Consider the following 15,203-nt stretch of genomic DNA (forward strand, 5'->3'; position numbering starts at 1 on the left):
TAATTTGGAATTGTCAAAATCTCTTAATTAGTAGAATTTTTAGCTTTTTCGAAACTGTAAAACTGTAAAACTGTAAAAACTAAAAATTTTCTATTGTAATGTATTTTGCTAAAAATACGACAAAAAAGAAACCGATAAAAGAAAATATAAAATTCGTTATTCTTATCTTTTCTTTTTGTTTTTACGAAATTATTTACTACTTTTGTCGCTAAAATTAAAAAGCCACAAAAAAATCCTGATCATGACCACATACAGATTTGCGATTACCGGACTACGTCACCATGACTTTGCCAACAGACTCGATGAACTCTACGACAAGGCTATGGGGAAGCGTATGTCTAAGAAAAGCATTCCATTTTATGGCACCTTTTCTCTCCATGGCAGAGTTTAAGCGAGCTTAACTCTGCTCATTTGGCTTAACGAAAACGTTCTTTGAGTGCCATAATCAGGCAAAGTTATTAACAATATATTATCACTTTCCTAACATTGTGTATGGACATAAAACGTACATTTCCGACATCATAAGAGCAAAACCAATGTCAATCGCAAGCGTTACAGTTTGACAGTTGACAGTTTCCATAAATGAATTTTTTGCGGTACAAATAACAGATAACAGTTTTGGAAAAGAAAAAAACAGGGAAGATTCTGTGATTGTACCTACTCATTATCTTCTTCTTGAAATCCTATCGCAATACGCTAATAGACTGATATTCAGTATATATAATGAGTTATACAGATGCAAAGAAACAAACTGGAAACAAAAAAAGGAAAAAACACCAAGAATGCAAACAAGAGATAACAAAAATTAACACGAAAAGAATCTGAAATTTTCATTTGTTGTCATAACGTGCAGTTACTCTTAAATGCGTTTGCAAGACACCATAATTGTCTTTGTAGATTCGAATATGCACCTGTATCGCCCTAAAATATGAAAAGCACCACTATCCATCAATAAATAATAACGATATGGTTGTTTGCTTCTCTATTTTTGAGAAAATCAGTCAAAAGTGAGTAATATATATTGCATTTATGGAGAAAAATTATAAAAATCTTCATTTTTTCTCTATGATTTGATTGATATTGAAATAAAAGTAGTAACTTTGCATTCACAAATATTTGATAAGTTTGTGAATAGATTTGTATTAAACTACAATGGTAACGATTGAGAATAAAATACTTAGCAGCTTAAAGAAGTGCGGAAGGGGTACTGTATTCTTTCCGGATAGGTTTGCTCGCTATTCATCATCGGATAACATACGCAAGGCTCTTGAGATATTAAAGTCCAAAGAGCTTATTATAAATGTTGCCCGGGGTATATATTGTTATCCTAAAATTGACAAGCTATTGGGACTTGGGGTAATCTTACCATCTGTCGATGATATTGTAAATGCAATAGCCAAGCGTGACCATATAAAAGTTGTACCAACAGGTGTACATGCACAGAATATATTAGGTCTTTCTACGCAGGTTCCTATGAATTATGTGTTCCTTACCAATGGCTATGCCAAGAATTTAACAGTTTTGGGAAATATCAAAGTAAAATTTAAGCAGACATCTTCAAAGAATATTTCCTTTCAGAACAAATTGGCTATGCTCATTACGTATGCCCTCAAAGACTATGGGCAGAGTAATGTTACAAAAGACCAGATAGACCATATTCATAAATTACTCAGATTAGAAAATAAAGACAGCATTGTCAAGGATTTGGCTTTAATGCCTGTATGGATTAGAAATATAGTGATGAAAGCATATGAACAAGAATAACTTTTTCTTATTGTCAAAAGAGCAGCAAATCATGGTGTTGAATCAAACATCTCCTAAGGCCGGATTACCACCACAAGCCATAGAGAAGGATGTTTGGGTCTCAACTATTCTTCAAATAGTATTCACTCTGCCTTTTGCAGATAAATTGATTTTCAAGGGAGGTACGTCTCTGTCCAAAGTTTGGGGAGTTATCAATCGTTTCTCAGAGGACATTGATCTTGCTGTTGATAGGTCTTTATTTGATCTTGAAGGCGACCTTACAAAGAAGAAAATCAAGAAGCTACGCAAAGCTTCTTCCATATTTGTTAGGGAACAATTTGCCACAGAACTTCAGAAGAAAATTGAAGAATATGGTCTTGCAGAGCTTTGTACCATGGATGCAGAACCTGACGGTGAAGGTGATGGAACATATCCTGAACCACGCAAAATCTTCATCCGATATAAAAGTGCCTTAGCAGATGTTGCCACATATCTGCAACCAGTTGTGATGTTGGAAATTGGTTCAAGGTCACTATTTGAGCCCAATGAGAAATGCCATATCCAAAGTATGCTTGAACAGCAGTTCCCAGCAATCCAGACTTCACTCGTTGATTCAGAAGTTGCAACGTCTATCCCTGGCAAGACTTTCCTCGAAAAGGTGTTTCTCATTCACGAAATGTTCTCAGTTGAAGGTCATGGACTTAAAGCAGAACGTAAGAGCCGTCACTTGTATGACTTGTATCGTATGATGAACATGGATTTTGCGGTGAAAGCAGCCAGTGATGACCAATTATGGGAAAGTATTCGTCATCATCGTGAGATATTCACTTCTGTAAGTGGAATGGACTATACACCAGAAGTCCGTAAACGAATGCAGTTGGTGCCACGTCCAGATATAATTGACGCGTGGAAAGCTGACTATGAGGCAATGATGGAGACGATGATCTATGGTGATAAACCTTCATTTGATGAACTCATTTCTGCCATGTTAGAACTTCAAGAAAGGTTCCGGAGTTCTAATTCTGTATGTTGATACAGCAACAAATTTTGCATAAAACACTATAATACAGAAATATAATAATATAAAAAATGAGAACAATACTCAACAACAGATGGGTGAAACTCGTCAAACAATTGTTTTTTACAATTCTACTGACCGTGACATCCCTTTTCTGTGCGCTAAAAACGGATTAGACATTTTATATAATCATTGGATGGTTTGGCACGTTCTTTTTCGGAATAGGAGGAACGTATGCCTTTGTTCGAGACCTAATTTATAATATAAAAGGAAGATGCTGGGTTCTGATACTTAACGAAGGCCTTCTTATCGGTAAGACCTTGATACATTGGGAAAACATCGAGGGTTTCGGCAAATGGAATGGAGGCGTATTGGTGTTCACAAACAATGTAGAAGAAAGATTAGCAGCTGCAAATCTGATTAAAAGATGGAACATGAAACTATCCATTAAAATGAGTAAAACAGATATACTTGCCCCAGAGTTGGGATTTGAAGGTAGTTGTAATGATTTCATTGCACAATGCGAGGAAGAACTTATCAAATTTAAAAACAAATAGCAATTTGCAATGATGAGTACTATAGTTTTACATTGCAATAATAAATGCCCATCCCAACAGCAAAAATCAGTGATTCATCTTATTAAGATTGACAACTGAAAATATAAACCCACTGATTTACAGCAGTGATGCCGATTGTCAGTGGGTTTATTGTTCCCAAAATGAATTCCGCAAGCCCTTTTGGGTGCATTACTTTTTGTCCACAAGATGTCACAGGGACAGGTCATTGACATCATGACTTTCAATTCTTCGATGTCACAGGGACTGGCCATTGACATCATGACTTATAATTCTTACAGCTTACAGTATTACAGTTTTCGGAAAGGAAAAATAGGTTTCGCGAGGACAGGTTTCTGTTTCTTGGACCATGCCAATTCACACCAGACGTTACAGTTTGACAGTTTTCTATAACCTGCTCTTTGCATCTGCTCCAGCACCAGTTCCCTTATACTTGCTGTTTGCCGTATTGAAACGATAAGAGAGGCGAAGCTGGACGCATGGAGAATTGTAATCATTGTTCTGGCTGTGGATGAAGTTGCCATAGTCGGTGCATACGTTTTCCTTTGTCTTGTTAAGGATGTCATTCCATGCAAGACGGACGTTGAGTGCATCGTGCTTGAGAAACGACTTGCTGACTGCAAGATTTAGACCGTGTTTCGGTTTGGTAAACTTATACATCACGTAGTCAAAGGGCGACGTGTATTGATAGTCAAGGTCTATCAGCCATCCCTGCTTCAACTTGAATGTGTTGTTTGCCTGAACAAAGAACATCGGGTCGTTACGCTTGACTACACGCGTACCTGTTGATTCACGCGGGTCGATAACGGTTGTATTGAAGTACTGTTTCTCCATACCTGCGGTGTAGCGTGGATTCCATATGCCAAAGGTTGGTGATGCATTGAGATAGATGTTGAGTTTGCGCACTGTTTCCTTTGCGTTGGAATACTTGACCATTGCTGTGCAGTCATCGTCGTATGGATAGCCGAGCTGGTAGATGGCATTGTCAACCACTTCGTATGCTCCGGTAAGAGTGAGCCATCGCCAGTTGGCATTGAGCGATAGGGTGTTCTGTATCTCGTTAAGAAGCGTAGGGTCGCCCGTCTGATACATGAACCGGTTGTTGTACTGAAGCTCTGTACTTAGCTGGTCATATCGTGGTCGCTTGATTTTTGTGGTATATCCAAGATTTATACCTACAGGACCAATCTTGGTTGATGCGTTGAATGAAGGAAACCAGTTGTTATGTGTCCTGCTGATATTATCCTTCGGGCTACATTCGTTGGTGTATTCGAAATCAACATGCTCATATCTTATGCCAGCCACTACCTGCACATACTTGAAAGGTAAGGCATATTCAGCAAAGCCAGAGATGTTGTTCTCGGTAATCTTAGCTTTCGACGAAGGAATCTCCGTCTTGGTAGAATTGTATTCCTGCTTTGCGGTGACGTATGTCTCCTCTGTTCCAATCTTAAACATTCCTTTCCAGATGGGGTAGGAGAGTACAAGTTTTCCTGCGCCCATTCGTGCTACTCCATCGGATAAGTTCTCAATGAATGCAGGGTCGTTCTGACTGTTTTCGTTCACGTTAGTTTCCTTTTCGTAGCCCGAGTTGCTGAAGTCCGCATTGAAATTCACATGCAGTTTATTGATATTCCCATCGTAGTAGATATTGCCTGTAAAGGTGTGAGAAGAAGGTGTGGTGGTATGGGATGTGGAATGAACAATGTCAATCAGCTCGTCATTTGCATATACTTTGTCCTCAAATACGTTATCTTGATTACCAAACAGCATACCGCCATAGTTCATCTTCATTCCAAGAGAATGGTTCTCGTTTATCTGCCAGTTCACTCCGAGGTCGCCGCTTATTCCGCTATTGTGACCAATGAAAGCGAAAGGACCTTCCATCAGGTTATGCTTCACGCTGCCATCAGGCATCTTGACGAATGTGTTACCACTCATTTTGTCACTTATCTGATAGCTGTGCTGATTGTAATAGACAAGTTTCCCAATGATATCCCAACCGCCTGTACGATAGTTGAGGTCGAGAACCGACCATGACGGGTCGAAATCATGATTGTCGTATATGTGTTGTTGAGCCTGACTCGTAAGCGCATAACTGAAACCATCTCCCTGTCGCTTTACAGTGCGGATGCGCACTACACATCTCACCTCGCCGCCATATTCGGCACCGGGATTGCTTACCACGTCTATCGACTTGATGTCTTCCGACATAAGGTTGCGGAGCTCAGAGTCGTCGTTCACCTTTCTTCCATTTATATAATATACAGGTGTGCCACGTCCAATCACTTCCAGACTACCGTTCTTGGTAATCATTCCAGGCACTTTGGCAAGCACCTCAAGCGAATTGCCCGCATGTTCAAGTATCGACCCCTCGATGGTAGTTACCACAGCATCGCCAAGGAGCTTTGTCTTCGGACGAGTCTTGCTGACAACGATTTCATTCAGCAAGCTAGCTTCAATCTGCATCTTTATTGTCTGTGATGTAGTGAATGCAGAAACAGGCAGGTTCTTCGTTCCATATCCTATGGAGGAAATCTGTATGAAGTCGCCCGCATTCTTTCTTTCGATGCAGAACTGTCCCTTCGCGTCAGTTATGCATCCTGCCACGATGGAAGAGTCGGGAAGGGAACGGAGTGAAACTGTGGCAAACTCCATTGGTTGTCCATTCTCGTCTGTTACTCTTCCAATAAGATTCTGTGCACTCAGTTGGCATATTGTTGCCAATAAGATAATGATACATGTTGTTACTCTTTTCATGATTGATAAATTTTATATTCGCTTATTTGACGCGATGAAATCATGTTTGGTTGCAAGGTCTCGCATTTTGATGTCACAGGGACAGGCCATTGACATCATGACTTATAATTCTTACAGCTTACAGTATTACAGTTTTTGAAAAGGAAAAATAGGTTTCGGATTCTTAAAACACGAGGACAGGTTCCTGTTTCTTGGACCATGCCAATTCACACCAGACGTTACAGTTTGACAGTTGACAGTTTCCCAAAATGAATTTTTTGCGTTACAAATAACAGATAACAGATAACAGTTTTGGGAAACGGTATTTTTTGGGGTAGCCTGAAGGCTAGATGTTTTGGAGTAGCGAAGACAGAGTGAGAGCTCGCTTTCACTATGCTGAGTCACGACAAAACAAACCATAGGTAAATCTTTGGAGGAAATCTTTTTTAAGATGTTGCTTCGCAAGAAATCTGTTTAAGTTCCGTTAAGATCCGATGATGATAAAGAGCCTTGAAAAAAATCTTTTGGAAAACGAACGTTTTCGTTAAGCCAGATGAGCAATGATGAGCTTGCTCAGTCATTGCCATGGCGAGAAAAGGTGCATGAAGTGAACCATTCGATGAGGTGTCGTTACTCCTGATTCAAGTCATGTCAAAAGTCAGTGTCGGACAGTTCTGGCGACAAGTCCTTTAATACTATCTATGTATCTTTTGATAACTTACTCAACTTTCTGAAGTGACACAATGTATAAGGGGTTTAAAATAACTTCCGAAAGTTGTGTCACAGATTATAATCAATCATCATCAATCAATAATCAACCTAATCAGAGCCTTTGGCTCTTAATCTGTGCCAATCTGTGCTAATCTGTGGTCTGAAAAACCTGACTATGCTCTGAGTCTTTTTTGTCCACAGATTATCACAGATTTTTAAATATCAAAGATATTTTAATTATCACAGATTATCACTTCAGAAAGTCGAGTAACTTATTATTATTCTCTGTGCCTCTGAGTCTCTGTGTTCAATAATAACTTTTCCTTTACCACAGAGGTGTTGTTGCGCGATACGGGGATGGGTTTGTCTGTACCGAATATCTGCAGCTGATAGGCAGAGTTGCGATTAGACATCGACACGACGAAGTTGAGATTGACGATGAAGGCGCGATGACACTGCACCATAAACGGTTCGCTGCCAATACTCTCCATAATCTGCTTGAGCGTGATTCGCATCATCTTGTGGCGCACCTCGTCTGATTCCATATAACATATATTGGCATAGTTGGACATCGACTCTACATATATTATATTAGAGGGAGGAAGAATGAGTGTGCTGTTGCCCGTGGCTCCCACGAGGTGGCACTGGCGCACTTCCTCGCAGGGAGTATTGTCGCTTGTTTCATCCTCCTTTTCTGTCTGTTCGGCAATGGCTTTCTGCCGTTCCTCAAGCAGGGCATTGATGGTGCGCACCTCTTCGAGCTGATGGCGCAGATGCCAGTTGCGGTTGCGCACGTAGGTGCCGATATACAAGAATATGCATGTGGCTGAGACGTAGTATATGTAGTCAAAGAAATAATCAAGGTGAAATTGTTCGTCGTACCACCAGGGTTCGATGGGATTATTGCAGAAGAAGAATCCCCCGAAGAGAGTGAGTGCGAGGGCGAGGATGGGGATATTGATAAGATAGTTGACGATAGAGTTGCGATGGACAGTGTTGAGCGGCAACTTGGGGTCCATGGGCATGTGGAGAATGTGGGCAGTGAATATACAGGTTATCATACTGACCGCAGTGGTGATGACACTCTGTGCGAGGAAGAACAGAGGGCGACCTTCGTGGATAGTCTCGACATTGAATGGCATGGTGAGCCATAACAAAAGGAATACGAATATGCCGGCATACACGCTTTCGTGAATGATGCGGATGTTTATTGGTTCTTTTAATCGTCTTTTCATCATCGTCATAATTTCATAAACGATTGCAAAGATACACCATTTATCCCATATTTCAATATATTTGGGACAAATGGTAGGGATATGTGACGAATGGAAGACGTAATATCCCATTTCCTCTGCCTTATATCCCACGCTATTGCAGAATCCAAATGTCCAACGTAACTTTGCAACGGAAAATTTTTAAATGAACAAAGATATGACGACATTGAAATTATGTTTGGCGGCACTCGCCGCAATGTTGGGAGTGGCAACAGCCATGGCCCAGACGGAGAAGAAAGATTCGGTTGGCTATTCGCTCAACCTGCAGGAGTTTGTGGTGAAATCCACTGCTCCGCGAACAAAGATGAGAAACGGTGCGATGGTCACTCGCATTGTGGGTTCGCCATTGGAGTCGGCGGGTTCGGTTGAGGACATGCTCTCGCGTGTGCCTGGTATGATGCGTATGGGTGGTCAGTTGCAGGTGATAGGAAAGGGTTCACCTATTTATTATATTAATGGACGAAAGGTGCAGGACCTTGAGGAACTGAAAAGATTGAGAAGTCAGGATATACGTGAGGTGGAGGTAGTAAATAGTCCGGGAGCTGCCTACGACGCCTCGGTGAACGCCGTGGTGAAGATAAAGACGCGTCGTCAGCAGGGCGAGGGGCTCAGTGGACGATTTGACGTGAGCGACGAACAGGCATTGAAATCGGGCAACAACAACCTGACGTCCACCCTCAATCTCAACTATCGTCATGAGGGACTTGACTTCTTCGGCGGTGTGACATTCCAAAACGACTATCTCGATGGTTATAGGTCTCTGCTCGAGCAGAACACATACCTCAAGCAGAATACAAACTCAATTGTTTCCCATACCCAAACCGGTTATACCCAATCCGACCAGAAATTTTCGCGTATGTTCTTCAACGCCGGAGTCAACTGGCAATTTGACGATGACAACTTCATTGGAGTGAAGTTGGAGAGAGGTATATGGTTGAAAAACCGCTACTGGTTTGAGATGGAGGAAGACGTGCTGCGCAATGGCATGAAGGAGGATTACCTGAAGTCGGAGAGCGACATCAAATACAAAAATCCCAATACCCTACTTGTGAATGCATATTACAACGGAAAGATAGGCAAATGGGGTATTGACGCCAATGTGGATTACTACTCGCAATGTGACAAGAATGACAATCATGTCAACGAGCAGGCTATGTCGGGTATGCGCACCGTGGAGTCGATGACCAAGAACAAGAGCCACCTCTTTGCCGCGCGACTTATTGCCGAACATCCTCTTTGGACAGGCAAACTGCAGTTGGGTGGCGAAATGACCACCGTGTGTCGCGACAATGACTATCGCATCAGCGGTGTGGATAATATCTTCGATAGGATGTCGAATGTGAACGAGCAGAACTATGCCGCTTTCTTCGAATATGGCATCATGATACCCAAGGCAGGAATGTTGACTCTCGGAATGAGATATGAGCATGTGGCATTCGACTTCGATGATAAGACCGACCCATCGCGCTCGGTGAAGAGAAATCATGACGATTTCTTCCCCTCGTTATCTTTCGGCACTCGCCTCGGAACCGTGGAGATGCAACTAAGCTATGGCGTAAAGACCACACGCCCGTCATACTATCAGTTGAGAAGCGAAATCGACTATGGCAGCAAATACACACTGCAGACGGGTAATCCTCTGTTGGAAAACGAGATACGCCACACCCTGGACCTTTCGGGACGATGGAAATGGATAGCCTTCAATGTCAACTACCTGCATATCAAGGATGCCATATACGACTGGACAACGCCCTACGACGACAATGGAGTGGTGATGATAGGTATGGTAAACTTCGACCGTCCCATCGACGTGTTCTGTGCCTTCGTGAATGTATCGCCCACAGTGGGAGTGTGGACCACGAGCAATACAGTGGGAGTGCAGAAGCAGTGGCTCTCGTTTAATCTCGACGATCCGCGCGAGGCAACAGGCAAGCGCCATGTCACTTACGACAAACCTATGCTGATATTCAACAGTGACAATGCCTTCAGACTGAAACGCGACTGGCAGTTGGAACTCAACTCGCAGTTCTATAGCAAAGCCCACTACCGCAACGTGCGCCTGCTGCAGGCATATTGGAACTTGACTGCCGCAGTGCAGAAATCATTCCTAAAGGACAAGTCGCTCGTGGTACGCCTCTCATTCTGCGACATATTCAACACGGCAAAGCAGGATGCGCTTATCGACCTCGGCAACTATACGCTGAAGCAAGGCGACGTATTTGGAGAGGGACGCGGCAACTACAGTTTCCATCGTGTGGCACTGTCGGTGCGCTATGCCTTCAATGCCACCAAGAGCAAGTATAAGGGCAAAAGTGCAGGCGAAGCGGCAATCAAGCGTATGTAAAAGATGTCACAGGGACAGGTCATTGACATCATTATTTTGTAGTAAATCGTTGACGTTTATCGTCTAATGAATAAAAAATATTTGTTTCACATTTTAAAACGAGATGATTATGATAGTAACAACAACGCCCACTATTGAGGGGCATCCAATTAGAGAGTATAAGGGTTTGGTGACTGGTGAAACCATCATTGGCGCCAACTTCGTGAAGGACTTCTTTGCCGGCATCCGCGATATCGTAGGCGGACGCAGTGGCTCATACGAGAGCGTATTGCGCGAGGCCAAGGACATAGCATTGCGCGAGATGCAGGAGCGTGCACAGATGATGGGAGCCAATGCCGTCGTAGGTGTCGATCTCGACTATGAGGCTCTCGGGGCCAACGGTTCGATGCTGATGGTGACGGCAAGCGGTACTGCAGTAGTGATATAACAGCTTATGTCCCCAAGATTTTTATTAGCCATAATACTATGATACGCAATAATGTCATATTATACTGCATTATCTCTATTTTGCTTTTCTCAGGAGTGTTCTTCCTGATTAAGTCGATGATGAGCGCGTCGAGTGAGAACAATTGGGCTTTGAGCCTTGCTCTCACCTCGACCGCTCTCGCCAACTTCCTTATCCTATATGTCAATAAGAAGAGGAAAGACAATTCATAGCCATGCTCGTCGTTTCGTCACATATCCTTGCTTTCTGTCCCAGTTATTTGGTATATTGTCATATTGACACTACCTTTGCAGTCGCAAAATCAATTTTTATTATGATGAAGAAAGTTTTATATGTATTGCTGCCGCAGTTTGCGGAACATGAGTTGCCTTATCTCACCCAACCATTGCGCTCAGATGCCATGGCAATGAAAGAGGATCCGAAGTATGAGAACAAGATTGTGGCTGAATCAATGGACCCCGTTGAGGCTATCAGCGGATTCCGCGTTTTGCCAGACTATACCTTTAATAATGTTCCCGACGATTATGCAGCACTAGTGCTCATCGGAGGATATAGCTGGAAGAGCGAGGCGGCTGAGCGTGTTGCTCCTCTCGTTGCCGATGCTATCAGCAAAGGTTGCATAGTCGGTGCCATCTGTAATGCTGCCTCATGGATGGCGAGCAAGGGATTCCTCAACGATGTCCGCCATACGGGCAATGGCATTGAGCAGTTGCAGCTGTGGGGTGGGGAGGCTTATACCAACGCCGCCGGCTATGTCAATGCACAGGCAGTGAGCGACAAGAATATCGTTACGGCAAATGGCAGTGCCAGCTTAGACTTCGCATGCGAGATACTCACCTTGCTCAAAAAAGACGAGCCAAAGGAAATAGAGATGTACAAAATGTTCTATAAGATGGGGCTCGTGGAGTTTGCGAAGATGGCAACCTCATAGAGATATCTTCGTTTGTTGAATAACTGATACACGATTACACAAGCATACTTACCTAGTATTATGGTACGACTGAATTATCTTGATAATCTTAAGGTGGCATTGACCTTCTTGGTGATATTACATCATGCGGGACAAGCGTATGGTGACGGTGGCGAGTGGGGATATACTCCTTCAAATCCTGCGGAGGTGATGCCTTGGATATGGCATTTCTTCTCTACTAATGCTGCGTTCTTCATGGGGTTGTATTTCTTCATATCAGGGTATTTTATACCTGGCAGTTATGACAGGCAGGGATTTGGCACCTTTGTCAGGAAGAAAATACTTCGTCTCGGAGTTCCATTGTTGTTGATGGGTGGTCTTTTGACATATGCTACAGGAAAAGTCGAGATAGCCCACATGTGGTTTGTGGAAAGTCTTTTGATATTCAGTTTCTTCTATGCCGTAGTCAGGAAAAGATGCCCGGCAATATCTAAAGACTGCGACTCACGACCGACGCTAATAGGACTGTTTATAGCAGCATTGGTTATGGGCATCGGTAGTTATTTCATTCGTCAGGAGAGTCCACAAGATCATTGGATTAGTCTTAGTATATGGACATTTGAACCTGCCCACTATCTTCAGTATGTCATGATGTTTGTATTGGGCATACTTGCCTATCGATTTGACTGGCTCGACAAGATGACCAAGACGACGGGTGTTGTGGCATTGTTGATAGGTGGAGCATTGGCTATAGGAAACTATGTCCGACAAGACGGTGAGTGGAATGATTTCGTTTGGCAATGGTTTGGAATCTATGAGTCGCTGATGTGCGTTTTCATCAGTTTTGGCTTGTTATGGCTGTTCCGCGAGAAAGTCAATATGGGCAATAAAGCACTCTCGTGGCTCTCGGCCCAGAGCTATGGGGCATACATTGTCCATTTGCCGTTGATGATTTGTATTCAGAATATGTTTGATGGTGTATGGATGGGAGCCTTTGGCAAGTTTATGTTCGTCGGTGTTGTCTCAACTGTATTGTCATTCGCCTTCACATGGTTATTGCGCCTGTTGCCGGGAGTGAAAAGGGTTTTATGAATGATATTTCTTGCCCTGGCTTTTGCAGTTGCCGGACTCTATGCTCTGTCAGCAGCAGGCGATGGATGTCACAGTGACAGGTCATTGACATCATGACTTATAATTCTTACAGCTTGCAGTATTACAGTTTTCGGAATGGAAAAATAGGTTTCGCGAGGACTGTTCCTGTTTTCTTGGACCATGCCAATTCACACCAGACGTTACAGTTGACAGTTGACAGTTTCCCAAAATGAATTTTTTGCGTTACAAATAACAGATAACAGATAACAGTTTTGGGAAACGGTATTTTTTGGGGTAGCCTGAAGGCTAGATGTTTTGGAGTAGCGAAGACAGAGTGAGAGCTCCATTTCATGGCACCTTTTCTCGCCATGGCAGAGTTTAAGTGAACTTAACTCTGCTCATTTGGCTTAACGAAAACGTTCGCTTTCACTATGCTGAGTCACGACAAAACAAACCATAGGTAAATCTTTGGAGGAAATCTTTTTTAAGATGTTGCTTCGCAAGAAATATTTTAGGGATTCGCAGATTATCTCCCTTGTAAAATCTTTAATATAAATCTCAACTGAAAATGCGCTCGAGTTCCTCGCTTCTGGGAGGAATTTTATTATGGATCGCCTACGGCTCGACATCTTAACTATAATCTTTACAAGAATTTAACTATAATCTTTCCGTGTTCTCCGTGTGTTCCGTGGATTCTTATGGGGGTTGCTTCGCAAGAAATCTGTTTAAGTTCCGTTAGGATCCGATGATGATAAAGAGTCTTGAAAAAAATCTTTTGGAAAACGATGAACTTCGTTCTTCGTTTTCTCGTCATGGCAAAATCCGAATAAAATTCGGTTGTGCTCATTTGACTTAACGAAAACCATGAACTTCGTTCTTCGTTTTCTCGTCATGGCAAAATCCGAATAAAATTCGGTTGTGCTCATTTGACTTAACGAAAACCATGAACTTCGTTCTTCGTTTTCTCGTCATGGCAAAATCCGAATAAAATTCGGTTGTGCTCATTTGACTTAACGAAAACGATGGTATTATAAAAAAAAAGAGTACCTTTGTATCAAAATTGATAAGAATCTATGGCAGAACCATTGGCAGAACGCTTGCGTCCAAGGACGCTCGATGACTATATAGGACAGCAGCACCTTGTTGGACAAGGGGCTGTCTTGCGCAAGATGATAGACGCTGGGCGGATTTCCTCGTTTATATTGTGGGGACCACCGGGAGTCGGCAAGACTACCTTGGCGCAGATCATAGCACATCGGCTTGAAACTCCATTCTATACGCTCTCTGCCGTGACGAGTGGGGTAAAGGATGTAAGGGATGTGATAGAACGTGCACAGAAAGGGCGCTTCTTCAACGAGGCATCACCGATATTGTTTATCGATGAGATTCATCGCTTCTCTAAGTCGCAACAGGATTCTCTGTTGGGGGCTGTTGAGAAAGGTGTGGTGACGCTTATTGGCGCTACTACCGAAAATCCTTCGTTTGAAGTGATACGACCTCTACTTTCCCGCTGTCAACTCTATGTGCTGAAATCATTGGAAAAAGATGATTTGTTGCAGTTGCTCGACAGGGCCATCACGAAGGATGTCTATCTGAAAGAGATGGATATTACGCTGCAAGAGACGGATGCCTTGTTGCGGTTCAGCGGTGGCGATGCGCGTAAGCTTCTCAATATCTTGGAACTGGTGATAGAAGCATCGGACAAGAGTAAGCCTATTGTTATTGACGACAAAATGGTGGCTGAGCGCTTGCAACAGAATCCGCTGGCTTACGACAAGGATGGTGAGATGCACTATGATATTATCTCTGCTTTCATCAAGAGTATCCGTGGGTCTGATCCCGATGCGGCACTCTATTGGTTGGCGAGGATGATAGAGGGTGGGGAAGATCCTAAATTCATAGCACACCGTTTGGTGATTTCTGCTTCAGAAGATATCGGATTGGCTAATCCTAATGCGTTATTGCTGGCTAATGCTGCCTTTGATGCGGTGCAGAAGATTGGATGGCCTGAAGGGCGCATTCCGCTTGCAGAAGCTACTGTGTATCTGGCAACGAGTCCGAAAAGCAACTCTGCCTATTTAGGTATTGATGCTGCCTTGGAACTTGTCAGACGGACTGGCAACCAGCCTGTTCCGCTTCCTATTCGCAATGCGCCTACGCAACTCATGAAGCAGTTGGGCTATCATGACGGTTATCTCTACCCGCATGACTATCCCGGTCATTTCACACCACAGCAATATATGCCTGATGCTCTTGTTGACGAACGGATATGGCATGGGCAACACTCGCCGGCAGAAGAAAAACTCTATGAAAGAATGGTTAACTATTGGGGGGAAAGGTATAAACAATGAA

Annotated in this window: 12 protein-coding genes; 10 read left to right on the top strand and 2 right to left on the bottom strand. The window is 43.0% G+C overall.

All coding sequences use genetic code 11. The features are described from left to right. Nucleotides 1-241 precede the first annotated feature (241 nt). The 4 genes from CIK93_RS13550 to CIK93_RS13555 all read left to right on the top strand — a co-directional run bounded on the left by CIK93_RS13550 (nt 242) and on the right by CIK93_RS13555 (nt 3,318). Entirely contained in the window at nt 242-391 is a 150-nt protein-coding gene (locus CIK93_RS13550; RefSeq protein ID WP_158215454.1) for a hypothetical protein, read from the top strand. Nucleotides 392-1,152: 761 nt separating this feature from the next. Then, nucleotides 1,153-1,764, top strand: a complete 612-nt coding sequence (locus CIK93_RS01910; RefSeq protein WP_094435357.1) for a DUF6088 family protein — start codon at nt 1,153-1,155, stop codon at nt 1,762-1,764. Beyond that, nucleotides 1,751-2,776 (top strand): nucleotidyl transferase AbiEii/AbiGii toxin family protein, encoded by a 1,026-nt coding sequence (locus CIK93_RS01915; RefSeq protein WP_173815107.1) that lies wholly within the window; start codon nt 1,751-1,753, stop codon nt 2,774-2,776. The genes CIK93_RS01910 and CIK93_RS01915 overlap by 14 nt, the downstream gene beginning before the upstream one ends. Before the next feature lie 305 nt (nt 2,777-3,081). Continuing rightward, nucleotides 3,082-3,318 (top strand): hypothetical protein, encoded by a 237-nt coding sequence (locus CIK93_RS13555; protein ID WP_094446415.1) that lies wholly within the window; start codon nt 3,082-3,084, stop codon nt 3,316-3,318. Between the two features lie 405 nt (nt 3,319-3,723). Here the strand turns inward: CIK93_RS13555 and CIK93_RS01930 are convergent, their stop codons facing one another. Next, nucleotides 3,724-6,096 carry an outer membrane beta-barrel protein gene (locus CIK93_RS01930; protein ID WP_094446417.1) on the bottom strand — a complete coding sequence of 791 codons (2,373 nt, stop codon included), beginning with the start codon at nt 6,094-6,096 and terminating at the stop codon, nt 3,724-3,726. Between the two features lie 968 nt (nt 6,097-7,064). Continuing rightward, nucleotides 7,065-8,024 (bottom strand): LytTR family DNA-binding domain-containing protein, encoded by a 960-nt coding sequence (locus CIK93_RS01935; protein WP_158215455.1) that lies wholly within the window; start codon nt 8,022-8,024, stop codon nt 7,065-7,067. Between the two features lie 193 nt (nt 8,025-8,217). Here CIK93_RS01935 and CIK93_RS01940 point away from each other — a divergent pair, with 193 nt between their 5' ends. From CIK93_RS01940 to CIK93_RS01965, 6 genes are all read left to right on the top strand, one after another. Then, nucleotides 8,218-10,404 (top strand): outer membrane beta-barrel family protein, encoded by a 2,187-nt coding sequence (locus CIK93_RS01940; protein ID WP_158215456.1) that lies wholly within the window; start codon nt 8,218-8,220, stop codon nt 10,402-10,404. 109 nt (nt 10,405-10,513) lie between these two features. Then, nucleotides 10,514-10,831, top strand: coding sequence for a heavy metal-binding domain-containing protein (locus CIK93_RS01945; protein WP_094446474.1), 318 nt, complete (start codon nt 10,514-10,516; stop codon nt 10,829-10,831). A gap of 38 nt (nt 10,832-10,869) precedes the next feature. Beyond that, the gene (locus CIK93_RS01950; RefSeq protein ID WP_094446420.1) at nt 10,870-11,061 is read left to right on the top strand and encodes a hypothetical protein; all 192 of its coding nucleotides are present in this window, start codon (nt 10,870-10,872) and stop codon (nt 11,059-11,061) included. A gap of 101 nt (nt 11,062-11,162) precedes the next feature. Further along, a complete protein-coding gene (locus tag CIK93_RS01955; RefSeq protein WP_094446421.1) occupies nt 11,163-11,780 on the top strand; it encodes a DJ-1/PfpI family protein in 618 nt (205 codons plus the stop codon). A 60-nt stretch (nt 11,781-11,840) separates the two neighbouring features. Then, entirely contained in the window at nt 11,841-12,851 is a 1,011-nt protein-coding gene (locus tag CIK93_RS01960) for an acyltransferase (RefSeq protein WP_094446422.1), read from the top strand. Nucleotides 12,852-13,924: 1,073 nt separating this feature from the next. Beyond that, nucleotides 13,925-15,202 carry a replication-associated recombination protein A gene (locus tag CIK93_RS01965; protein ID WP_094446423.1) on the top strand — a complete coding sequence of 426 codons (1,278 nt, stop codon included), beginning with the start codon at nt 13,925-13,927 and terminating at the stop codon, nt 15,200-15,202. The last annotated feature ends 1 nt before the right edge of the window (nt 15,203 follow it).

Origin of the sequence: Prevotella sp. P3-92, from assembly GCF_002251205.1 — a bacterium.
In the GTDB taxonomy this organism is placed as follows: domain Bacteria; phylum Bacteroidota; class Bacteroidia; order Bacteroidales; family Bacteroidaceae; genus Prevotella.

Excerpts from the sequence above, each read along its gene's own strand:
- CIK93_RS01910 (WP_094435357.1), top strand. The coding sequence starts at position 1,153 with ATGGTAACGATTGAGAATAAAATACTTAGCAGCTTAAAGAAGTGCGGA.
- CIK93_RS01945 (WP_094446474.1), top strand. The coding sequence starts at position 10,514 with ATGATAGTAACAACAACGCCCACTATTGAGGGGCATCCAATTAGAGAG.
- CIK93_RS13550 (WP_158215454.1), top strand. The coding sequence starts at position 242 with ATGACCACATACAGATTTGCGATTACCGGACTACGTCACCATGACTTT.
- CIK93_RS01915 (WP_173815107.1), top strand. The coding sequence starts at position 1,751 with ATGAACAAGAATAACTTTTTCTTATTGTCAAAAGAGCAGCAAATCATG.
- CIK93_RS01950 (WP_094446420.1), top strand. The coding sequence starts at position 10,870 with ATGATACGCAATAATGTCATATTATACTGCATTATCTCTATTTTGCTT.
- CIK93_RS01930 (WP_094446417.1), bottom strand. The coding sequence starts at position 6,096 with ATGAAAAGAGTAACAACATGTATCATTATCTTATTGGCAACAATATGC.
- CIK93_RS01965 (WP_094446423.1), top strand. The coding sequence starts at position 13,925 with ATGGCAGAACCATTGGCAGAACGCTTGCGTCCAAGGACGCTCGATGAC.
- CIK93_RS01960 (WP_094446422.1), top strand. The coding sequence starts at position 11,841 with ATGGTACGACTGAATTATCTTGATAATCTTAAGGTGGCATTGACCTTC.
- CIK93_RS01955 (WP_094446421.1), top strand. The coding sequence starts at position 11,163 with ATGATGAAGAAAGTTTTATATGTATTGCTGCCGCAGTTTGCGGAACAT.
- CIK93_RS01940 (WP_158215456.1), top strand. The coding sequence starts at position 8,218 with ATGACGACATTGAAATTATGTTTGGCGGCACTCGCCGCAATGTTGGGA.
- CIK93_RS01935 (WP_158215455.1), bottom strand. The coding sequence starts at position 8,024 with ATGATGAAAAGACGATTAAAAGAACCAATAAACATCCGCATCATTCAC.